The organism is Limosilactobacillus panis (assembly GCF_019797825.1).
Classification (GTDB): Bacteria; Bacillota; Bacilli; order Lactobacillales; family Lactobacillaceae; genus Limosilactobacillus; species Limosilactobacillus panis_A.
In genome coordinates, this window is sequence record NZ_CP081855.1 from 147,539 (window position 1) to 169,053 (window position 21,515).

The following is a 21,515-nucleotide window of genomic DNA, read 5'->3' on the forward strand; positions in this document are numbered from 1 at the left end:
ACGATGGCAAGCGAGTTAATGGCCCAACGGCATAGTATGGTCCACCATGCTCTTGGTACCAAGATTGTCTTAACGGTTTACGGTGACCAGTATTTCCCAATCCTTAGTAAGTCGATGAAACTAATTGACGGCTACGAGGACCGCTTGACGGTTAACCGGCCGGTTTCTGAGGTCATGTCGGTCAACCAGGCTGCCGGTAAGACACCGAAGTTGGTTTCACAGTCGACCTACGACCTCATCAAATTAGCAGTTCACTACAGCCGGGAGAACTTTGGCTTTAACGCCTTGATTGGGCCCCTCGTCAAGCTGTGGAAGATTGGTTTTAGCGGGGCCAATGTGCCCAGTGATGCCGCGATTAAGGACCGTCTGCGGTTGATTGACCCTTACCAGGTCCTACTCGACGATGAGAACCGGACGGTATACCTGGAACAGTCGGGGATGGAACTCGACTTAGGCGGGATCGCCAAGGGTTACATTGCGGACCGTCTGCGTGACTACTGGCAAAGCGCCGGGGTGCCGGCAGGAATCATTGACCTAGGCGGCAACCTCCTCTTTGTGGGAAAATCGCCCCGTCGTCCGGATGGCCAGTGGATCATTGGTGTTCAAGACCCCCAACTAAAGCGGGGGCAGAACATGGAGACGGTTCGCCAGTCCGCATGCTCGGCGGTTACCTCGGGAATTTATGAACGCTTCTTGGTGAAAAATGGCAAGCGTTACCACCACTTGCTGGACCCGCGGACTGGTTATCCCTTGGAAACGGACCTGAATAGTGTGACGGTCTTTACAGACCGGTCCGTACTGGGGGAAGTGGAGGCTAAACGGCTCTTCTTCAACGAGGAACCAGTTGCCGGCTGGGAAGAACAACCGGGTAACCGGGGAGCTGTTTTTATCCATAATGACGAGCATATCGTAAACGTCAATATTTAAAAAAATAGAGGCTGGGAATTAACTATTAATTCTTGGTTCTCTAACAGTAAAATCCGGACTATAATTTTTGATCGATTCAAAAATCATAGTCCGGATTTTAAATTATTTATAAAATTAGTCGCCAATCGACTAATTGATTGACCAAATTTCGTTAGATTTAATGCCATCAAGGCTAGCCCAATGTCATTTTCCACAGCCCGTTGTCCGCGTAGATGAGTTCGGCGTATGCCAAAATCCCTCTTCATGTGACCAAAGACTGGCTCAACGTCGAACTTTCGTCGACGATAAATTGCCTTGCCTTCGTCACTTGAGAGGGTTGCTTTTACTTTAGCCTTGTAATAATTCCACGTTGGGTTAACCTGCATATAGCGTTGCCGACCACTTGGTGTTTTTGCCAACTCATCCAATTGTTCTGACAGTTGGTGCTTATCCGCTCGGTAGAGTTTGAAATCACGTTCGAAACCATATTTATCGGTTCGCCTACTATACCGATAAAAGCTAAAGCGAACTCCTAAATGATCGATGTAGTAATCATCTTCGGCATTATACTGCCAATTTTGTGATTTAGTTGGATCGTTTTTAAATTTATGTTTCTGTTCCTTTTGATAAGTTGTGTATGGAATAACAGGCTGCTTTTCAAACTGATCAAGAATCATTGTGTAATTGTACTCACTACCATAACCGGCATCGGCAACGATATGCTTAAAGAAATCTAAAGCATGAAACTGGGTAAGGAATGGCACTAAGGTCCTGGTGTCAGTTGGATTTGAAAAGAGCCCGTAATCAAGGACAAATTGCTTATGTGTAGCGATTTGCAGGTTATAGCCGGGCTTTAACTCCCGATTCATCATCGGATCTTCCTTCATACACATAAAAGTCGCATCATGATCAGTCTTGGAATAGCTATTACGACCTTGGAAGATATCTTCGGCACGTTCATACTTTTTGGCACGCGGAATTAGGTCGTTGCTTAATTGATGGCGAAGTTTTTTTAGAAAACGACGGCGCCGTTTTCTAACTGAACCACCTTTGATGATTTTTGGTTCTTGCTTAATCTCTTCATCTAACTTAGTGATTTTCTCCGCAAGTTCTTGTTCCATTACTTCCATGCCTTCGGCAGAAGTAACCAGCTCGGGTGCCATTTCTTGCACCACTTGTTTTTCTACTAGTTCCTCATAAAGCTTACTCGTCTTTTCTCTTAACTTAGCGTGATACTTTTCAACTGCCCGTCGCCAAGTAAATGAATATTTATTGGCATCGGCTTCTACCTTGGTCCCATCGATAAAAACTGCATCATTTTGAATTAGTCCGTGATCTTTCAAAGCCATGGTAAAGTAAACAAAGGCATGTTTAATTAGCTTACTAGCGTGCTGACTGCGTCGAAAGTTATTAATGGTATGGTAGCTATAAGCATAATCATGAGCTAACCAACGCATTGGCAGGTTCTCATCCAACATCATTTCAATCTTTCTTCCAGAATAAGTTTGACGTGCGTAGGCAAACAAGAGAATCTTAAGCATAATTGCTGGATGCGATGAAGGGCGGCCGGTAGCCGCTCCTGAATCTTCTAATAGCACATTTTGTGGAATCGAGTCGACAAAATCACTAATTAGCCGCGCAATATGATTTTGTGGTAAATCATAGTTATAGCTTAGTACGAATTCGGTTTGTCCTATGGTATAATTTTGATACATGAAAATCGCTCCTTTGGGTTGTTTTGTGGTAATTACATCATATCAGGAACGATTTCCTGTGTACATAAAAACCGGATGATGAATTGTTCAAAAAATTCATCATCCGGTTTTTGCTTTGGACTAGGAGTTTTTTCCCAGCCTCTATTACGTTTCTTAAAGGTGAGATAAATTTTTCTTATAAAACATTTAAAGAAATCCTTGCCAAATAAGAAAAAATATAATAATATCATAATCAATATCAAACACGAAATGCATTTTAAGTAGGTTACCAGAGAAGCTGCGGGTGGTGCGAGCAGTTAACCGAAACTCCGGTGCAGTTAAATTTGTGGGCGGGTAATGCCGCACGGCTGGTGGCCGTTATCCATCATGAGGGTGACTATTGAGGTCAAACTTGGGTGGTACCGCGGAACTAGAGCCATTTCGTCCCAAAATATTTGAGGATGGAATGGCTCTTTTATATTCGGAGGTAGAATTATGTTAGATATTAAGAAGATGCGTCAAGACCCAGATTTCTACAAGAAGAAATTAGCCACCCGTGGCGTTAAGTCGGAAGAAATTGATGAAGTCCTTGACCTTGATAAGAAGAGGCGTGACCTTCTGCAAAAGACCGAAGCCCTGAAGGCCCAACGGAACGAAGCCTCCGAAAAGATCGGTGAAGCCAAGAAGAAGGGTGAAAATGCTGACGAAGCAATTGCCCAAACGCGTAAGCTGGGTGCCGATATCAAGGAACTCGACAAGAAGGTCGACGCCAATGACGAGAAGCTGCACGACTTGCTGGCTGGAATTCCTAACATCCCTCATGATGACGTGCCAGTTAGCCTGACGGAAGAAGGGGCGACTGAATTACGGAAGGTCGGAACCATCCGTAAATTTGACTTCGAACCAAAGCACCACTGGGACATTGGGACTAACCTGGGGATTCTGGACTTTGACCGGGCCCACAAGGTATCTGGTGCACGGTTTGTTTACTACCTTGGTTTAGGTGCCCAACTGGAACGGGCTGTTTACAATTTCATGCTGGACGAACACATGAAGGACGGCTACACCGAAGTTTTGCCACCATACATCGTGAACGCTGCATCGATGTACGGAACTGGTCAATATCCAAAGTTCCGTGACTCTGTTTACCGGGTTAACGGGGAAGATATGACCTTGATTCCAACTGCCGAAGTGCCCTTGACCAACTACCTGCGTGGTGAAGTCATCCCAACTGAAGAGCTACCAGTATACGTCACTGCTTTATCGCCTTGCTTCCGTTCTGAAGCCGGGGCCGCTGGCCGTGACACCCGTGGCCTGATTCGGATGCACCAATTCAACAAGGTTGAAATGGTTAAGTACACCAAGGCCGAAGATTCATGGGATGAACTTGAAAAGATGACCGCTAACGGTGAAAACATCTTGAAGAAGTTGAATATTCCATACCACGTTATCACCTTAACTACTGGTGATATGAGTTTCACGGCAGCGATGACCCACGATATCGAACTGTGGATGCCTGCTCAGAACAAGTACCGTGAAGTATCGAGTTGTTCTAACTGTACCGACTTCCAAGCTCGGCGGATGCACACCCAATACCGGGACGAAAACGGCAACCTGCAATACGTTCACACCCTGAACGGTTCTGGTTTGGCTGTTGGCCGGACCGTTGCCGCCATCCTGGAAAACTACCAAAACGAAGATGGTTCTGTAACGATTCCAGATGTCTTAGTACCATACATGCACGGGGTAACTAAGATTACCAAGGAAAACGCCGTTCCATTCCGTAATAAGTAATGCTTTAATATGATTAACAGGCGCCGCACGCGTCCGGATTTTCATCCGGAAGTGCGGTGCTTTTTTGATTTAAATAAGAAAATTATAATAATTGCTGCAAAATAAAAATGACGTTAATTTTATAAAGTTAAATAGGCTAAAATTCTTACTTAAATTTCGTTTAAACCGCTACCATCTTTGAGATACACGCTTTTTCCTTAATCCTATTTACTTTCGTCGAGTAGGGTGCTAATGTTTTAGTAACGTTAAAATTTGATTAAAAGGAGTCGGTTGATAATGCGGAAAATAGGTTGGAGAAAAATACTAGCCACCTTCATCGCAGTCCTCGGGATTGCGCTCGGGTGGTCATTAGTCGAACCACAGAGTGTGTCTGCCGCCGAACCGACTTACACCTTTGCCACGAACAACACGTTTGAGCCTTTCGAAATTCAAGATAGCAAGGGCGGCTATTCCGGTAAAAATCCCGGAATTGAAATCGAAATGTTGAAGAAGATTGCTAAGCACGAACACTTTAAATACAAACTCAAGCCAATGAGTTTCAACGGTGACTTGCAAGCCTTGGAAGGCGGTCAAGTTGATGCCGTCATCGCCGGGATGAGTGTTACTAACGAGCGGAAACAGAAGTTTGACTTCTCCAAACCTTACTACACAGACGGTGTTATGATGGCGGTTGCCAAGAACAGTAAGATCACCTCACTGAAGCAGTTAAAGGGTAAGATGGTTTCCGCTAAGTCCGGGACCAGTGCCGCCCTCTTTGTTAAGAAGAACCAGAAGAAGTACGGGTACAAGATTCGTTACTTCGACTCTTCAAACACGATGTGGAACGATGTTAAGAACGGTAACACGGATGCCACCTTTGACGACGGGCCGGTTCTCCAATACGGAATCCGGACCGGGGTCCCATTGAAGATCGTCACCAAGAAGCCAATTGATGCCCAGCCAGTGGCGGTTGGTTTCCAAAAGGGCCAGAACCTGGCACTGCAAAAGAAGGTTAATGATGGGATTGACTGGTTAAACAAGACCGGCCAAATGAAGCAAATCGTCAATAAGTACACAAAGAGTGATAAGACAACCAAGAGCAGCACTGCTAGCCGGACAATCCCTGGCCTTCTGAAGGCTAACCGGTCGGCACTGCTCAACGGTTTATGGATGACTATCCAACTGACGATTGTTGGGATTATCTTAGCGATGATCTTCGGCCTGATTCTCGGTGTCCTGGGAATTATGCAGAGTAAACTTGCCAACGGAATCTCCAGCATCATCATCTACATTTTCCGGGGATTACCAATGATCGTTTTGGCCTTCTTTATCTACATGGGCTTGCCAAACGTGATTGGCCATAAGGTTCCACTATTTCTCGCCGGGATCATGACACTAATGCTTGACGAAGGGGCCTACATCGGGGCCATCGTTAAGGGGGGCTTTGATGCCGTTGACCCTGGCCAATGGGAAGCGGCCCGGAGCCTTGGCTTGCCATACCGGAAGGCCTTAATCAAGGTTGTGGCACCGCAAGGAATCAAGATTATGGTTCCATCCCTGGTCAACCAGTTCATCATCACCCTGAAGGATACCTCCATTCTTTCGGCAATTGGGGTCATGGAATTGACGCAGACCGGGACAGTGATCATTTCGCAAAACATGGAAGGGTTTAAGATGTGGTTGATCATTGGGACAATTTACATCATCATCATTACCCTGCTGACCTGGTTATCAAACTACATTCAAAAGAGGATGGCTTAATATGGATAAACAATATAAAGTACAAGTAAAGGACCTCCACAAGAGTTACGGGAAGAATGAAGTCCTCCAGGGGATCAACCTGAATGTTAAGCCGAGTGAAGTGGTTTGCATGATTGGTCCTTCTGGCTCCGGGAAGAGTACCTTTTTACGGTGCCTGAACCGGCTAGAAATCCCAAACGGTGGGCACGTCTACGTTGACGGTTACGACATTGCCGACCCGAAGGTGAACATCAACAAGGTTCGGGAAAATATCGGGATGGTTTTCCAGCACTTTAACCTCTTCCCGAACATGTCCGTTTTGGAAAACATTACCCTGGCTCCCGTGCAACTGAAGAAGGAGACCAAGGAGGAAGCTGAAAGAGACGCCCTTCACTACCTAGAAGTGGTCGGCTTAAAGGAAAAGGCTAACGTCAACCCGAAGACCCTCTCCGGTGGGCAGAAGCAACGGGTGGCCATTGCCCGAGCACTGGCCATGAAACCGGATGTGATGCTCTTTGACGAACCAACCAGTGCCCTGGACCCCGAAATGGTCGGGGACGTCCTGGAGGTCATGAAGAACCTTGCCCGGCAGGGGATGACGATGATTGTGGTTACCCACGAAATGGGCTTTGCCAAGCAGGTGGCGGACCGGGTCGTCTTCTTCCACGATGGTAATATTCGTGAACAGGGGACCCCAGAACAAATCTTTAACCACCCGCAACAAGAAGACACCAAGAACTTCCTGGACAAGGTCCTGAACGTCTAACGAACAATTCAAAATTAATTTTGAAAATCGTTTGACATTTTCCAAATAACATTATAAAATAATTAACATCTTCTAATTAATCGCTAGTTTTAGAGAACCGGGCAGGTGGTGCAAGCCCAGTCTAGCGAAATGGCATGTACGTGAAATGGGTGGTTCCATTATCAACCGAGAGGTAGTCTAGTAAGGCTATGAAGATGGGTGGAACCGCGTCAAGAAACGTCCCTGGTGTGTTACCAGGGGCGTTTTTTATTTTCCCCCCACGAATAGTCAGTATTTAACTTAAGGAGGTTACAGAATGGACAAGCAGCAACAACAGAAGCTAAAACGGTCACTAAAGAGTCGTCACATCACGATGATTGCCATTGGTGGGGCGATCGGAACAGGGCTGTTCCTGGGTTCTGGTTCAGCAATCCATGAAGCGGGACCTTCGATTATTCTTTCGTATTTAATTGTCGAGGTCTTCATTCTCTTCATGATGCGGGCGCTCGGTGAGCTGCTCTTAGAGGACACTTCCCGGCACTCGTTCATCGACGCCATCCAGTATTACCTTGGTGACCGGATGGAATTTATCACCGGTTGGATGTACTGGGCCTGCTGGCTGACCCTGGCGATGGCCGACTTGACGGCGACCGGGATTTACCTCCGTTACTGGTTCCCGAGCCTTCCCCAGTGGGTGGGTCCCCTATTAATCTTGGTTATTCTAATGGTGATTAACATGATTAACGTCGGCTTGTTTGGGGAATTAGAAAGCTGGTTTTCAATGATTAAGGTCCTCGCAATCGTGGCTCTAATCGTCGTCGGCCTAGTTTTAATCGTGATGCACGCGCGGGTGAGCGGCCGGACCGTGACCCTGGCGAACCTGGTTAACCAGGGGGGCTTTTTCCCCACGGGTCCAGCAGGCTTTCTCCTTTCCTTCCAGATGGTTGTGTTTGCCTTTGTCGGAATTGAAATGGTTGGTTTGACCGCTGGGGAGACAAAGAACCCCCAAAAGGACATTCCGAACGCAATCAACACCCTGCCGGTACGGATTGGTCTCTTTTACATCGGTTCGATGATTGCTCTGATGTCGATTTACCCGTGGTTCCGGGTTAAGGAGACCTCCAGTCCCTTTGTCCAGGTCTTTGCGGCAATTGGGATCCCCGCAGCCGCTGGAATCTTGAACTTCGTGGTCTTGACGGCGGCAATGTCGGCAACCAACAGTGCCATCTTTAGTACAAGCCGGTCACTGTACGCCCTGGCAAAGAGTGGTAATGCGCCCCAACGTTTCGGTAGCCTGAGCCCCCAGGCCGTACCGACTCAGGCCCTGACCTTTTCGACGGTCATCCTGTTCATCACGGTTATCCTGAACTACGTTATGCCCGCCGGAATCTTTAACGTCATTTCCGGGATTTCTACGATTTTCTTCATCTTTACCTGGCTGATCATCCTCTTTGCCCATGTGAAGTTCCGTCAGGCCCACCCGAAAGGCATTCATCGCTTTACGATGCCGGGGTACCCAGTGACGAGCTGGCTGACGATCATCTTTTTCTTAGGCGTTTTAGTGGTCCTCTTCTTCGTCGATACGACCCGGGTTCCATTGATTCTCTCAATCATTATTTTCGCCATCTTGGCAGTGGCATTTAACTTCACGGCTAAAGGGAAAAAGCAAAAATAATTTTTATCATCAGATATTAATCAAAGCGGTAAAAAGAGTTTAAAATGTTTTTCTTAATTAGGTAATTTTTTAGGAAATGTCCACTTTATAAAACCACTCTCATCGTTGGTCTGACGCGCTTTGTTTGACCTTTAAAACGGGAGAGACTATACTTAAAGTGTGAAGAGGATATGGGTCATTTTGAACGAACATCTTCTCATAATAAACTACTTTGAAGCTAGTTAATTAATAACACGATAATTAACGACACCCCACTCCACATGAAACGCTTTAGTTTCCTTGAAAAGTATGTTAGCTAAAAATTAGTGGCCATATCTACAACCTTAAATGATTAAGCTTTTTAAGTTCTTCATCCTTGGCGGAAGAACAGGTATTAAAGACACGTTAACGAATCTTAATTAAAAGTTTGGGTCCATCATCCTCTTCATCGGGAGCACGGAGACATTAAGTTGTCTCCACTTTTTGGTTTAAATATTTCCCGGGGAATTTGCTATAATGGAGTTCCTTGGCAGGGGCACAAGGAGGCTGGGAGAAAACCTTGTTTTCTCACCAGCCTCTTTTCCGAATATTACACAGTAATCGCGGAAAAAAAGCGTGCTCCTAGTGTCTAGTTACGGACAATCATTGAGCCGTACCGTGCCAATAATCGTCCTATACTAGCCATACGGAGCACTCTGAAGCTTTTTTTCCAGCTTCTTCAGTACTAACGGGCGAACTTGGTGGCAGGTAAAACTGCTAAACAGGTTCGCCCTTTCTTGTGAAATAAGACAAACATTTTCGCTAACAAAGTGAGCGCTTACAAAAAAGTTTAAATTCTTTGTGAACGTTTTCTTGATTAGTAAAACGTTTCAATGTTGTTAAACATAAAACGTTTTACAATTTTATTTTAAAAGGGGAACGCTACCATTTCACAAACTTTGAAATATTTGCCGCTTTACAGGCACCAAAATTTAAGATATCCTTAAATCGTCAAGTTAATCCACTACAAGAAGCAATTATTATTCTCGATTTTAGTAGTGTGGTTGACGAGTTTATTACATGGATTTTTTTATAAGGGGTGTATTTCGACCATGTATCTTGCAATCAATATTCTTGGGCTGATCGTGTTCCTCGCTATTGGGTGGCTGTTCTCAAAGAACCGCAAGGCCATTAACTGGAAGACGGTTGGGATCATGATTGTTATTAACCTTATTTTGGCATGGCTTTTGACGGGTTCTTCCGCCGGACGTGCCGGAGTTAAGGCTGCTGCCGACGGTTTCGTTTGGATCGTTGATGTATCTGCAAAGGGGACTGTCTTTGCATTAGGTGATTGGTACAATACTAAGAACCTGAACTTTATTTGTTCCGCACTGATGCCAATCCTGATGATTGTTCCGCTGTTCGATATCTTGACTTACATTGGTTTCTTGCCATGGATTATCAAGTGGATTGGACGGGGACTTTCCTACATCACTGGTCAACCAAAGTTCGAATCCTTCTTTGCTGTTGAAATGATGTTCTTAGGGAACACCGAAGTGCTGGCCGTTTCTGGTATGCAGATTCGGAAGATGAGCAAGGAACGTAACTTGACTTTGGCCATGATGTCAATGTCTTGTGTTACTGCCTCAATTCTTGGTTCTTATATCTTAATGATGCCTGGTCAATACATCTTGACGGCGGTGCCAATCAACATTATTAACGCATTGATTGCCACTAGTATGTTGAACCCAGTCAAGTTAGCACCGGAAGAAGATACCATCGAAAAGGTTGGTGCAACTGACAACGGTAAGAAGGAACCATTCTTCAGTTTCTTGGGTGACTCCATCCTGGGCGCTGGTAAGCTGATCTTAATCATCATTGCTAACGTTGTTGCCTTCGTTGCCTTAGCCGCATTAATCGATAAGATCTTAGGCTTATTCTGGAAGCCACTGTCACTAGAAAGTATCCTTGGTTGCATCATGTTCCCATTCTCCTGGTTACTGGGACTCCCAGTTCACCAAGCATGGGACTTGGCACAAAACATGGGGATGAAGTTAGTTACTAACGAATTCGTTGTTATGGGTAAGGTTTCTGGCTCAATCAACAGTTACCCAGAACACTTGAAGGCCGTATTAACTGTCTTCGTTACCTCCTTTGCCAACTTCGGGACCCTGGGTATGATTATCGGTGCCTTCAAGGGCTTGGCTAACAAGGAAGATAATGACTACATCGCTCACAACATTGGTTACCTGTTACTTTCTGGTATCCTGGTATCCTTGCTGTCCGCTGCCTTTGTTGGTCTGTTCGTTTGGTAAAAATTAAAAAGCAGCTTGGAAGAGCTGCTTTTTTTAACCATATTTTCGAAAACGCTTGCAACTATATTTAGGAGGAAATAGATATGACCACTAAAATTATTATGGATACTGATCCCGGAATTGACGACGCTGCGGCCTTAACGATGGCCATCAACGACCCGGCAATTGACCTCAAGCTGGTTACTGCCGTTGCCGGGAACGTCACCGTTGACAAGACAACTGCTAACGCTTTGAAGATAGTTCACTTCTTTGGTAAGGACATTCCGGTTGCGGCCGGTGCTGAACAACCACTGATCAAGCCATTCGAAGACGCTGCTCGGATCCACGGTGAATCAGGAATGCCCGGTTACGACTTCGGGGACGACTACGGTAAGCCAATCAACAAGACCGCCGTTGAAGCCCTCCATGACGCCATCGTTGCTGAAGACGAGGTTACCCTGGTCCCAACCGGCTCCTACACCAACATCGCCTTACTGTTCAGCGAGTACCCAGAGGTTAAGAGCCACATCAAGCGGATCGTTGCCATGGGTGGGTCCGTATCCGGTGGTAACATGACGAGTGCTGCCGAATTCAACGTCTTCACCGACCCTGATGCTGCACGGATTATGTACAATGCCGGTATTCCAATCGTAATGGTCGGCCTGGACGTTACCCTGAAGGCCCTGCTGACCAAGGAGACGATTGAAAAACTGGGTAAAATGAACAAGACCGGGGAAATGCTGCACGCCCTAATTACCCACTATAATGACGGAACAGATGAAGGACGGCCAATGCACGATGTCAACACCATCTTCTACCTTCTTCATCCTGAAGCCTTTACCACGAAGAAGATGTGGGTCGACGTTCAGACAAGTGGCCCAGCAATTGGGGCAACCGTTGCTGATATTCGTGGTGCTTACCATGATGGCAAGACGAACGCTGAAGTTTGTCTCGATATCGATGCAGATTACTTCAATAAGTGGTTCTTAGATGAAGTAAGCAAGATGAATTAATAATATGATTTATTAGTTACAGACGCGCTGGCGAAAAAATCGCCTGGCGCGTTTTTTGATGGGTGCCAAAGACTGATTTTTGTTAGACTCAATTTACCAAGTAAAGGACATTTTTAAGTGTGATTTCCCGGGAAATATTTCGTGATTATATAGGTCAAACAGTTGAAAGACCGGTCTTTTTACGTTACAGTATAGTAGTACGTGAAACAATTATGTTTCACGAAAAAGGAGCGCTTAACTCATGAATCCAGAACAATTTCAAATGGCCCTGGCTGATCAGGGGGTTACTATTAACGATAAGCAGATGGCGCAGTTTGAACTCTACTACCAACTGCTGGTAACCACCAATCGGCAGGTCAACTTAACCCGGATTACCGAGAAAAACGATGTTTACCTTAAACACTTTTATGACTCAATTACCGGCGCACTAGCTGAGCCCCGCCTGCAGACGGAGAAATTAACTTTGTGCGACATCGGCGCTGGGGCGGGTTTCCCGTCATTACCACTCAAGATTGCCTTTCCTCAGCTTAAGGTGACGATTGTGGACTCACTAAATAAACGGATTAACTTTCTACAGGAACTGGTTAACCGCTTGGGCCTGCGGGGCGTGACCCTGATCCATGACCGGGCGGAAACCTTCTCTAACAAAAAGAGTCAGCATCGAGAAGCGTACGACGTTGTCACCGCACGGGCGGTAGCCCGGTTAACGGTTTTAAGTGAATTGTGCCTACCTGCCGTTAAGATCGGTGGCGAAATGCTTGCTTATAAGGCGAGTGCGGCCGACGACGAACTAGCAGCGGCCCAGGTGGCAATCAAAAAGTTGGGTGGCCGGGTCCGAAGGGAAGTCAGTTTGAACCTTCCCCGCACAGCAGAACAGCGCAAGATTATCATTATTGCAAAAGCAGCCGCAACCCCAGCCAAGTATCCCCGGCGCCCGGGACTGCCCAATAAGAAACCACTTCAGTAAGGAGGAATAAGCAATGGCTTTTTCGTTATTTAACTTTGGAAAAAGTGAAAATAATGACACCAAGCAAAAGGTGGTTGACGTAAAACTGGACCAGATTATTCCTAACCGCTACCAGCCCCGTCAGGTATTCGACAAGGATGGCATTCGGGAACTGGCCCAAACAATTGATGAACATGGCTTACTGCAGCCAATCGTGGTCCGTGAATACGAGCCCGCTAAGTACGAAATCATTGCTGGGGAGCGGCGTTACCGGGCAATGAAGCTCCTCGAATGGGAGACCGCCCCGGCAATTATTGAAAAGATGAGTGACCATGAGGCTGCCTCACTGGCCCTGGTTGAAAACCTCCAGCGGTCACAACTGAGCTCCGTAGAAGAAGCCCAGGCCTACCGGCGGTTAATGGACCTTAACCACTTGACCCAGGCGGCCCTGGCAAAGGGAATGGGTAAGAGCCAGTCCTTCGTTGCTAATAAGCTCCGGCTATTGAAACTCATCAAGCCGGTCCAAACGGCCATCCTTGACCACCGGATCACGGAACGGCACGGGCGAGCAATGCTGGACCTTGATGAGAAACAACAGCGTGACATGCTGATGAAGGTCGTCAATAACCGACTCACGGTTCGGCAAACGGAAGATGAAGTGGCCAAGAACCTTGGCCGGCCACTGCCGTCGGAAATTGCCAAGCAAAAGGCGGCCGCTCGTCAACGGGAACTGGCGCCGATTGCTCCAAGCGGCGAACCCCTACCACCAGTCGGTACCCAGCAGTCATCCGCCTCGGCAAAAAAGAAAAAGAGTCGCGCCAAGCGCAAGGCTAAGCCGGCTAAGCAGATCAACGATGCCCGTCTGGCACTGAATACGATTAAGAAGTCAATTCAACTGGCAAAGGACAGTGGGTTCATGGTTACGACCCACGAAAAAAATGATGACAAGTCATACCAGTTGGTGATTGAGATTCCGAAGAAACAGTAGGAGGCATTGTAAATGGGTTCTGTAATTGCATTAGCTAACCAAAAGGGTGGTGTCGGCAAAACCACCACCAGTGTCAACCTGGGAGCGTGCCTAGCAGACAAGGGGCAGCGCGTCCTCTTAATTGACCTTGATCCCCAGGGGAACGCCACCAGCGGACTGGGGATTGAAAAGCGGGATATTGAAAAGAGCGTTTACGATGTCTTGATTAATGATGAACCGCTTAAAAGTGTCATCCGCCCGTCTAGTCACAAGGGCTTAGACATTGCGCCCACCACGATTGCCTTGTCCGGAGCCGAAGTTGAACTGACCAACCTGATGGCCCGAGAGACTCGCCTGAAAGATGCTTTCGGGGATGTCCGGGATAATTACGACTTTATCCTAATTGACTGCCCACCGTCTTTGGGCCTGCTTACGATCAACGCCTTTACGGCCTGTGATTCGATTTTGATTCCAGTCCAAAGTGAATACTACGCTCTGGAAGGACTTAGCCAGCTTCTGAATACTATTAAGCTGGTTCAGAAACACTTTAACCCGAACCTGGCAATTGAAGGGGTGCTGCTCACAATGTACGATAAGCGCACTAACCTCGGCCAGCAGGTCAATGCGGAGGTGCGGAAGTTCTTCGGTGACCGGGTTTACAAGACCGTGATTCCTCGCAACGTCCGTTTGTCAGAGGCACCTAGCCACGGGCTCGCAATTGTCGACTATGACAAACGTTCACGGGGGGCACATGTTTACCAGAAACTAGCAAAGGAAGTGTTAGCTAACAATGGCAAAGCGTAAAAAGGGTGGCCTCGGCCGCGGCATTGAGGCCCTGTTTGAAGAAAATACCATTGATGAGCCGCAAAACGGTGAAAACGTACAGGATATTAAGTTAACGCTAATTCGGCCCAACCCCTACCAGCCCCGGCGGACCTTTGACAAGGCGGCCTTAAACGAACTGGCCAAGTCGATTGAAAAGACGGGGGTCTTCCAGCCGGTAATCCTCCGCCAGCCTGACCCACAAATCGAACGTTACGAGTTAATTGCGGGTGAGCGGCGTTTCCGGGCTTCCAAGATTGCTAAACAGACTACGATTCCCGCAATTGTCCGCAACATGAGTGACGAGCAAATGATGGAAGTGGCCGTCTTGGAAAACCTCCAGCGGGAAGACCTGACCCCACTAGAAGAGGCCCAAGCCTACCAGACCTTGATGGATAAGCTTTCACTGACCCAGGCCCAGGTGGCTAGTCGGTTAGGAAAGAGCCGCCCGTATATCGCCAACTACTTACGCCTTTTGGGCCTACCGAAGATGATCAAGGACGCCTTAAACAACGGCCGACTCTCGATGGGCCAGGCGCGGACGATTCTCGGTTTGAAAGACAAGAAGAAGCTGGTTCCCCTGGCCAAGCGGGCGATGGATAAGAACTTGACGGTTCGTCAGCTTGAGGAGATTGTTGCCGAGATGAACGGGACAGCCAAGAAGAGAGCTCAACGGAAGAGCCGGCGGAAGCCCGTTTACATTCGTGAGGCAGAGGCACAGCTACAAAGCAAATTTGGCACGAAGGTATCCGTTGCCCAGAGCCGGAAGAAGGGGACCGGGAAGATTGAGATTCCCTACACATCTAATGATGACCTGACCCGGATACTAGAAGTGTTAGACATTTCATTAGACTAGGAGGAATTCGTTATGGCAGCTTACGATAAAGGTGACATTGTCTTAATGAAAAAGGCTCATCCGTGTGGCACGAACCGCTGGTTGATTACCAGAGTCGGGGCCGACATCAAGATTCAGTGTGAAGGATGCGGCCATGTGGTAATGATGACCCGGCAAAAATTTGATAAGGGTTTTAAGAAAGTCCTTGAAAAAGGACCGGCACAAACCAATAATTAGATGTTGGATAATTTAACTAATAAACTAAAAAAGGAAAGTGAATTTTCATGTCATTAACTGCAGGAATTGTCGGCTTGCCAAACGTCGGTAAGTCAACCTTATTTAACGCGATTACTAAGGCGGGTGCCGAAATGGCTAACTACCCATTTGCAACGATTGACCCAAACGTTGGCATGGTGGAAGTTCCCGACAACCGGCTGGACCGGATTAATGAAATTATCCCTGCGAAAAAGATTGTCCCAACCACCTTTGAGTTTACGGACATCGCTGGAATTGTTAAGGGTGCCAGTAAAGGTGAGGGACTTGGTAACAAGTTCCTGGAAAACATTCGGCAAACGGATGCCATTGTTCACGTTGTTCGGGCATTTGATGATGATGACATCACCAGTGTTACCGGGAAGGTGGACCCAATTGATGATATCGATACCATCAACCTGGAATTAGTAATGGCCGACCTGGATGCCGTCAACAAACGTCTCAGCAAGGTTAAGCGGGCAGCTAAGGGCCGTGATAAGGACGCCTTAGCTGAACTTGACGTTTTAAACAAGATCAAGCCGGTCTTGGAAGACGGCAAGAGTGTGCGGTCAATCGACTTTAGTGATGACGAGAAGAAGATCGTCAAGGGCCTTTTCCTGCTGACCAGCAAGCCGGTTTTGTACGTTGCTAACATTGCCGAAGACGACATGGCAAATCCAGACGGCAACAAGTATATGGACCAGATCAAGGAACATGTTAAGGGCGACGGTGAAGTGATTGGTGTTGCTGCTGCCGCTGAAGAACAAATTGCCGAAATGGATGACGCTGACAAGGCTGACTTCCTGGAGATGGAAGGCGTCAAAGAACCAGGGCTAAACCGGTTGATTCGGGCGGCCTACAAGCTCTTGGGGCTGGAAACCTTCTTCACTGCTGGTGGCCCAGAAACCCGGGCCTGGACCTTCCGCAAGGGGACGAAGGCTCCCCAAGCAGCCGGGATTATTCACTCTGACTTTGAACGGGGCTTTATTCGGGCCGAAGTAATGAGCTTTGATGACCTTGACAAGTTGGGATCCGAAGCGGCCGTTAAGGAAGCCGGTAAGCTCCGTCTGGAAGGTAAGGACTACGTAATGCAAGACGGTGACATTGTCGAATTCCGCTTCAATGTCTAATTTGCCTGACGGAACCGCAGTGCGGCTAACCGTCGTTTGTTAATGTTAAAAATGAGAGGAGTTTCACTGTGAGTGAAGAACAACCACGCAATGCACAAGCGGGCCAGCGACAAAAGCAGGTCGCAAAAGAGCAGCGCCAGGAAAGCGGCAGTGCATTTGCCAAGTACGGGTTAACTCGTAAAAACGAAGAATTTATTTATCAATTAAGTAAGCAACTAAACCGGCAAGGGGTTGCTAAGGAAAAGCAGCCGGCGATGATTCAGGAGACCATCAACAAGCTGCTGGCGGGACAGAAGAAGGGGCAGACCGCTAAGGCCCTCTTGGGAACCCCCACCGCGTACGCCAACGAACTGAAGCATCCTAAACCAACGAGTGAGGCGGTTCGTAAAGAGTCGTTCAAGCTTTTAGCGGTGGATAACACCCTGATCTTCTTCAGCATCTTTACCTTTATGTACGGACTGATGTACGTCTTATCACCAGTTGCGTTTAAAGTTAGTCGTAACGGAAGCGCCGGAATCACAGCCATCCTGTTGGTTGCCATCATCGGGGGGCTGCTATTTAGCTATGTTCTCCTGCAGATTCGGCCCCAGGCAAAGAAGAAACGGCCACTGATCTGGCGGATTCTGATTATTGTAATTGCCCTGGTGGCATGGCTTTTGCTGTACATGCTGGCAAGCCTGCTGCCAAACGCAATCAACCCAGTACTTAATGGTTGGTTATACATTGTCTTCGGGGTTGCTGGTTTCGGTGGCGATGTCTACTTCAGAAACCACTTCCACGTGATGGGACTTTACGGTCGTCGGCAACGTCGCCGTTAGTTGGTAATAATTGAATTAACTAGGCGCTAGTGTTTAATTTTTAAACACCAGCGCCTTTTTTATACTAAAAAACGACCACCAACATTTAATTGCTGGTGGTCGTTTTCACTAACTTACTCTGTGTATTATTTATTTTAAGGGATATCAATTGGTTAAAGTTTGATTTCGGCCTCACCCTCTTTAAGATCGGTTTGGGCAACCAACTTGCCGTTTTCGTGAACGAAGGCGGTTAACTTGCCACTCAGGCCCTTTGTCGTGACACTGAATTGGTTGCCGTCCCGCTTAACGGTGACGCTGCCGGCATCCTTGCCGTGGTTGTCCACAACGCTGATGGTTGTTGCCCCTTCGTGCATATCGTAGAGGTGGATATCAACGTCCTTCGTGTAGTCGTAGTCAGCGTGGGCTGGCTTCTCGTGCTTAACCAGGATGGTATTGTCGCGAACCAGGACAGGCAGGTCAAGTTCGTCGTAGTGTTTGGTGAGCCACTTACCACCTTCGGGAACGTCATAGCTTTCGCCGTCTTGGACGATGCTGGTCCACTTGCCGGCGGGCAGGTAGAAATGAACGTTGCCTTCGGGGTTAAAGACGGGAGCAACAAGGATCTGACTACCGAACATGTACTGGTTGGCGATGGTGTGGGTATTGTAATCGGCGCCAAACTCGAACCACATTGGCCGCATTAATGGGTTACCAAAGGCGGCGCTGTGGGCAGCTTGGGTGTAGAGGTATGGCATCAACGATAGCTTAAGGTCAACGTACTTCCGGGTGTTTTCAACCGCTTCGTCGTCGAAGTTCCACGGAACCCGGTAAACATCACTACCATGGTACCGGCTATGTGAGGAAAGCAGGCCGAACTGGGTCCACCGTTTGTACAGGTCTGCCGTTGGCGTGTCAGGACCATCATCAAAGCCACCGATATCGTGGCTCCAGAATCCAAACCCGGAACTTAAGAATGACAGGCCACCATGGAGGGTGTCAGACATAGACTTAAAAGTTGACAGGCAGTCGCCGCCCCAGTGAACCGGGAGCTGCTGAGACCCAACCGTGGCAGAACGGGCAAAAACAACTGCTTGGTCAATACCACGTTCCTTAGCGATGACGTCAAAGACCGCCTTGTTGTACTGATAAGTGTAGAAGTTGTGTTCACGCTTCGGGTCGGACCCGTCAAAGTAAACGGCATCGTCCATTGGAATTCGTTCACCAAAGTCGGTCTTGAAACAGTCAACGCCCATGTCAAGGAGGGCCTTGAGCTTTGCCTGGAACCACTTGACCGCGGCCGGGTTGGTGAAGTCAATGAACCCGTTACCGGCTTGCCAAAGGTCCCACTGCCAGACGTTACCGTCGGTCCGCTTAACCAGGTAACCATTGGCCTTTCCCTCTTTGAACATCTCACTCTTCTGGGCAATGTAAGGGTTGATCCAGACACAAACCTTGATTCCCTTGTCATGGATTTCCTTGATTAAACCTTCGGGGTCGGGGAATTCGTCGTTGTTCCAGGTCAGGTTGCTCCATTCGAAGTCCCGTTGCCAGAAACAGTCAAAGTGGAAAACGTCCAACGGAATATGCCGTTCTGCCATCCCGTTGATAAACTTCATAACGGTCTTTTCACTGTAATCAGTCAAAAAGGAAGTTGTCAGCCAAAGGCCAAATGACCAGGCCGGTGGCAGTTGAATCTTCCCGGTCAATTCAGTGTACTTGTGGAGAATCTCCTGTGGGGTTGGGCCGTAGATGACGAAGTACTCTAGGGATTCACCTTCAACACTAAATTGGACTCGGTCAACGTTTTCTGAAGCAATTTCGAAGTCGACGGGTTTTGGCTGGTTGACGAACACCCCATAGCCATCGTCGGTGATGTAGAATGGAACGTTCTTGTAAGCCTGGTCAGACCCGGTTCCCCCATCCTTGTTGATGGTCCGGACCTCTTGACCGTTTTTGACAAAGTTGCCAAACCGTTCCCCGAGACCGTAGACGTGCGAGTCCACGCCCAAGGACAGCTGCTCACGCATGTAGTGCTTGTGGTTCTTGATATTGGTGATTTCACCCTGGGCACGGTAGCGGGAGGCCGTAATTTCCTTGCCGTCCGCATTGAAGTTGAGGGCGAATTCTTGGTGGAGCGGGATGTTGACTTGCAGGCGCCCGCTTTGGTAAGTGGCGGTCTGGTCACCAATGTTCATTGTGACGTCCGGTTGCTGGTCGGTCAGCTTGAATGATGGCCCGTGGGTGTCCTGGTCAAAGTGGGTCAGCTTAACCCCGATGACGTCTTCCAGTGGGGATGTCAGTTTAATCGTGGTCATCCCAATATTTAATTCGTCACCCCGGTTGTTGATCCGCTTGTAAGGGGCGAAGACGCTCATTGTTCGTTGATCGTCCTTTTTAGCAGTGAAACTTTCTTCGGGGTGGTTGATTTGGTACTCAGGCTTAGTTAACCAGTAACCATTAGTAAACTTCATTATAAATTTCCTTTCTTAGATTAATTATTTTGGTTTCGTACAGCAATTTCGGCGTTCATCTTTTCAACTTTCTCATCAGTGAGACGGTAGAAGGCGAAGACAATCATGGCCAAAACCGTGACGATGATTGGGATGATGGTCGTAACCATCCGAATCCCGAACAGGCTGTGGCAGTTTGGGTGTGGTTGGCAGCGAAGCCAAATGCGGCCAGGACATAGCCAGGAACAACCCCACCAAGGGCCATCCCAAACTTGAAGAAGAAACCGACAATGGCGTTGACAATCCCGTATTCCCGCTTGCCGGTCTTCCATTCACCGTAAGTGATGGTTTGGGGAACCAGTGCCCACTGGAACCCGGTAGAAAGGGTGACCCCAGCGGCTTCAACTGTCCGGCCGATGAAGGTCCAGGTGATGTTCGTTGCGGGAACGAGGAACATAATTAAAAAGCCGATGACCGTGACCAGCAGGCTCCCTTGCATTAGGACCTGGGTACCAAACTTACGGTTTAACCAAGGAGTGAGGGGCACCGTGATGAAGGCCGGCAGAGTTCCCAGCAGGTTGTACCATTGCATTAGGCCAGCATTGTGGGCGTTGTAGGTCATGTAGTAGGCCCCAACGGAGTTAACGATGGACATCAAACCAAAGGTGATGATGAAGAAGATGGCCAGTGTTCGCAGTGGTTGGTTGATTTTCAACTGGTGGAAAAGGTCAGAAACCTTAACCGATGCTTCGGTATCGGCGGGCATGTGGATTCGTTCAACGGATTGGCTAAAGCAGAATACCAGTACTAAGGCCCCGGCAATCTCGTAAAGGACCATGGTTAAGAACCAACCGGTCTGAGAAGCGGCACCAGAGTAGTGACCACCGGAGAATAACTTAACAAAGACCGGCACACCGAAACTAACGGTCAGGGAACCTAAGTTGGCCAGGACCATCCGGATGGAGGACATGGAAACCAGTTCCTTGTTGTTCCGGGTCATAGCGGCGTTCAAAGAGCCGTATGGGACGTTAACTGTCGTGTAGATAACAGACAGGCCAACGTAAGTAACGTAGGCGTAGATAAGCTTGCCCATTTGGCCAAGGCTTGGCACGTGGAAATAAAGGATGGCCATTACCGCCAGGGGCAGCCCCATGTAAAGGAGGTAGCCACGGTATTTACCAAAACGGGTCGTGTGCTTATCAATAAAGGTCCCGACGATTGGGTCGTTGATGGCATCAATCAGGCGGACAATCAGAAACATCGTTGCCGCATCGGCAGCGGGTAAGCCGTAGACGTTTGTATAGAAAACAACAAATACGTTGAAATGGTGGTGTAAATAAGGCTTTTGGGCGAAGTCACCGGTTGCCCAACCAAATTTCTGACGCCATGGTAATTTGACGTCAGCGCTTGCAGTAGCAGCGTTATTCAATAGAATCACATCCTCAATACTAAATGATTGCGTGGGTTGTAAGTTAGTCTAACATACGAACGAACTGAGAATACCACCCCTGCTTGAAA

The 21,515-nt window shown here is 47.9% G+C and carries 17 protein-coding genes; 14 read left to right on the forward strand and 3 right to left on the reverse strand.

What is annotated here, in order from left to right; all coding sequences use genetic code 11:
* Positions 1–3 precede the first annotated feature (3 nt).
* A complete protein-coding gene (locus KZE55_RS00735) occupies positions 4–927 on the forward strand; it encodes an FAD:protein FMN transferase (RefSeq protein ID WP_056962107.1) in 924 nt (307 codons plus the stop codon).
* Between the two features lie 83 nt (positions 928–1,010).
* Here the strand turns inward: KZE55_RS00735 and KZE55_RS00740 are convergent, their stop codons facing one another.
* The gene (locus tag KZE55_RS00740) at positions 1,011–2,621 is read right to left on the reverse strand and encodes an IS1182 family transposase (protein ID WP_222257689.1); all 1,611 of its coding nucleotides are present in this window, start codon (positions 2,619–2,621) and stop codon (positions 1,011–1,013) included.
* Between the two features lie 474 nt (positions 2,622–3,095).
* Here KZE55_RS00740 and serS point away from each other — a divergent pair, with 474 nt between their 5' ends.
* The 13 genes from serS (at position 3,096) to KZE55_RS00805 (ending at position 17,568) form a co-directional block, all read left to right on the forward strand.
* Entirely contained in the window at positions 3,096–4,394 is a 1,299-nt protein-coding gene (gene serS, locus KZE55_RS00745; RefSeq protein WP_222258483.1) for a serine--tRNA ligase, read from the forward strand.
* Positions 4,395–4,670: 276 nt separating this feature from the next.
* Positions 4,671–6,134: an ABC transporter substrate-binding protein/permease gene (locus KZE55_RS00750; RefSeq protein WP_222258485.1), complete on the forward strand. Its 1,464-nt coding sequence runs from the start codon at positions 4,671–4,673 to the stop codon at positions 6,132–6,134.
* A gap of 1 nt (position 6,135) precedes the next feature.
* Entirely contained in the window at positions 6,136–6,879 is a 744-nt protein-coding gene (locus tag KZE55_RS00755) for an amino acid ABC transporter ATP-binding protein (RefSeq protein ID WP_222258487.1), read from the forward strand.
* 295 nt (positions 6,880–7,174) lie between these two features.
* Positions 7,175–8,533 carry an amino acid permease gene (locus tag KZE55_RS00760; protein WP_222258489.1) on the forward strand — a complete coding sequence of 453 codons (1,359 nt, stop codon included), beginning with the start codon at positions 7,175–7,177 and terminating at the stop codon, positions 8,531–8,533.
* 1,070 nt (positions 8,534–9,603) lie between these two features.
* Positions 9,604–10,806 carry a NupC/NupG family nucleoside CNT transporter gene (locus KZE55_RS00765; protein ID WP_222258491.1) on the forward strand — a complete coding sequence of 401 codons (1,203 nt, stop codon included), beginning with the start codon at positions 9,604–9,606 and terminating at the stop codon, positions 10,804–10,806.
* 83 nt (positions 10,807–10,889) lie between these two features.
* Positions 10,890–11,798 carry a ribonucleoside hydrolase RihC gene (gene rihC, locus KZE55_RS00770; RefSeq protein ID WP_222258493.1) on the forward strand — a complete coding sequence of 303 codons (909 nt, stop codon included), beginning with the start codon at positions 10,890–10,892 and terminating at the stop codon, positions 11,796–11,798.
* 241 nt (positions 11,799–12,039) lie between these two features.
* On the forward strand, positions 12,040–12,765 hold the full coding sequence (gene rsmG / locus KZE55_RS00775; RefSeq protein ID WP_222258495.1) for a 16S rRNA (guanine(527)-N(7))-methyltransferase RsmG: 726 nt from the start codon (positions 12,040–12,042) through the stop codon (positions 12,763–12,765).
* A gap of 13 nt (positions 12,766–12,778) precedes the next feature.
* Entirely contained in the window at positions 12,779–13,732 is a 954-nt protein-coding gene (locus KZE55_RS00780) for a ParB/RepB/Spo0J family partition protein (protein ID WP_222258497.1), read from the forward strand.
* A gap of 12 nt (positions 13,733–13,744) precedes the next feature.
* The gene (locus KZE55_RS00785; protein ID WP_222258499.1) at positions 13,745–14,515 is read left to right on the forward strand and encodes a ParA family protein; all 771 of its coding nucleotides are present in this window, start codon (positions 13,745–13,747) and stop codon (positions 14,513–14,515) included.
* Complete coding sequence (locus tag KZE55_RS00790; RefSeq protein ID WP_222258501.1) at positions 14,502–15,389, forward strand: ParB/RepB/Spo0J family partition protein; 888 nt, start codon at positions 14,502–14,504, stop codon at positions 15,387–15,389. The genes KZE55_RS00785 and KZE55_RS00790 overlap by 14 nt, the downstream gene beginning before the upstream one ends.
* A 12-nt stretch (positions 15,390–15,401) precedes the next feature.
* On the forward strand, positions 15,402–15,605 hold the full coding sequence (locus KZE55_RS00795) for a DUF951 domain-containing protein (RefSeq protein WP_047768974.1): 204 nt from the start codon (positions 15,402–15,404) through the stop codon (positions 15,603–15,605).
* Positions 15,606–15,652: 47 nt separating this feature from the next.
* Positions 15,653–16,750 (forward strand): redox-regulated ATPase YchF, encoded by a 1,098-nt coding sequence (ychF, locus tag KZE55_RS00800; RefSeq protein WP_222258503.1) that lies wholly within the window; start codon positions 15,653–15,655, stop codon positions 16,748–16,750.
* Positions 16,751–16,818: 68 nt separating this feature from the next.
* Positions 16,819–17,568 (forward strand): DUF1129 domain-containing protein, encoded by a 750-nt coding sequence (locus tag KZE55_RS00805; protein ID WP_222258504.1) that lies wholly within the window; start codon positions 16,819–16,821, stop codon positions 17,566–17,568.
* Positions 17,569–17,720: 152 nt separating this feature from the next.
* On the opposite strand, the gene yicI is transcribed toward KZE55_RS00805, so the two are convergent.
* Positions 17,721–20,018 (reverse strand): alpha-xylosidase, encoded by a 2,298-nt coding sequence (gene yicI, locus KZE55_RS00810; RefSeq protein WP_222258506.1) that lies wholly within the window; start codon positions 20,016–20,018, stop codon positions 17,721–17,723.
* 103 nt (positions 20,019–20,121) lie between these two features.
* Complete coding sequence (locus tag KZE55_RS00815; RefSeq protein ID WP_261313262.1) at positions 20,122–21,426, reverse strand: glycoside-pentoside-hexuronide (GPH):cation symporter; 1,305 nt, start codon at positions 21,424–21,426, stop codon at positions 20,122–20,124.
* Between the last annotated feature and the right edge of the window lie 89 nt (positions 21,427–21,515).

Bases quoted from the DNA above. Each gene is read 5' to 3' on its own strand.
- KZE55_RS00785 (WP_222258499.1), top strand. From the start codon at position 13,745: ATGGGTTCTGTAATTGCATTAGCTAACCAAAAGGGTGGTGTCGGCAAA.
- KZE55_RS00790 (WP_222258501.1), top strand. From the start codon at position 14,502: ATGGCAAAGCGTAAAAAGGGTGGCCTCGGCCGCGGCATTGAGGCCCTG.
- KZE55_RS00740 (WP_222257689.1), bottom strand. From the start codon at position 2,621: ATGTATCAAAATTATACCATAGGACAAACCGAATTCGTACTAAGCTAT.
- yicI (WP_222258506.1), bottom strand. From the start codon at position 20,018: ATGAAGTTTACTAATGGTTACTGGTTAACTAAGCCTGAGTACCAAATC.
- rsmG (WP_222258495.1), top strand. From the start codon at position 12,040: ATGAATCCAGAACAATTTCAAATGGCCCTGGCTGATCAGGGGGTTACT.
- KZE55_RS00735 (WP_056962107.1), top strand. From the start codon at position 4: ATGGCAAGCGAGTTAATGGCCCAACGGCATAGTATGGTCCACCATGCT.
- rihC (WP_222258493.1), top strand. From the start codon at position 10,890: ATGACCACTAAAATTATTATGGATACTGATCCCGGAATTGACGACGCT.
- KZE55_RS00760 (WP_222258489.1), top strand. From the start codon at position 7,175: ATGGACAAGCAGCAACAACAGAAGCTAAAACGGTCACTAAAGAGTCGT.
- KZE55_RS00755 (WP_222258487.1), top strand. From the start codon at position 6,136: ATGGATAAACAATATAAAGTACAAGTAAAGGACCTCCACAAGAGTTAC.
- KZE55_RS00780 (WP_222258497.1), top strand. From the start codon at position 12,779: ATGGCTTTTTCGTTATTTAACTTTGGAAAAAGTGAAAATAATGACACC.
- serS (WP_222258483.1), top strand. From the start codon at position 3,096: ATGTTAGATATTAAGAAGATGCGTCAAGACCCAGATTTCTACAAGAAG.
- ychF (WP_222258503.1), top strand. From the start codon at position 15,653: ATGTCATTAACTGCAGGAATTGTCGGCTTGCCAAACGTCGGTAAGTCA.
- KZE55_RS00750 (WP_222258485.1), top strand. From the start codon at position 4,671: ATGCGGAAAATAGGTTGGAGAAAAATACTAGCCACCTTCATCGCAGTC.
- KZE55_RS00765 (WP_222258491.1), top strand. From the start codon at position 9,604: ATGTATCTTGCAATCAATATTCTTGGGCTGATCGTGTTCCTCGCTATT.
- KZE55_RS00795 (WP_047768974.1), top strand. From the start codon at position 15,402: ATGGCAGCTTACGATAAAGGTGACATTGTCTTAATGAAAAAGGCTCAT.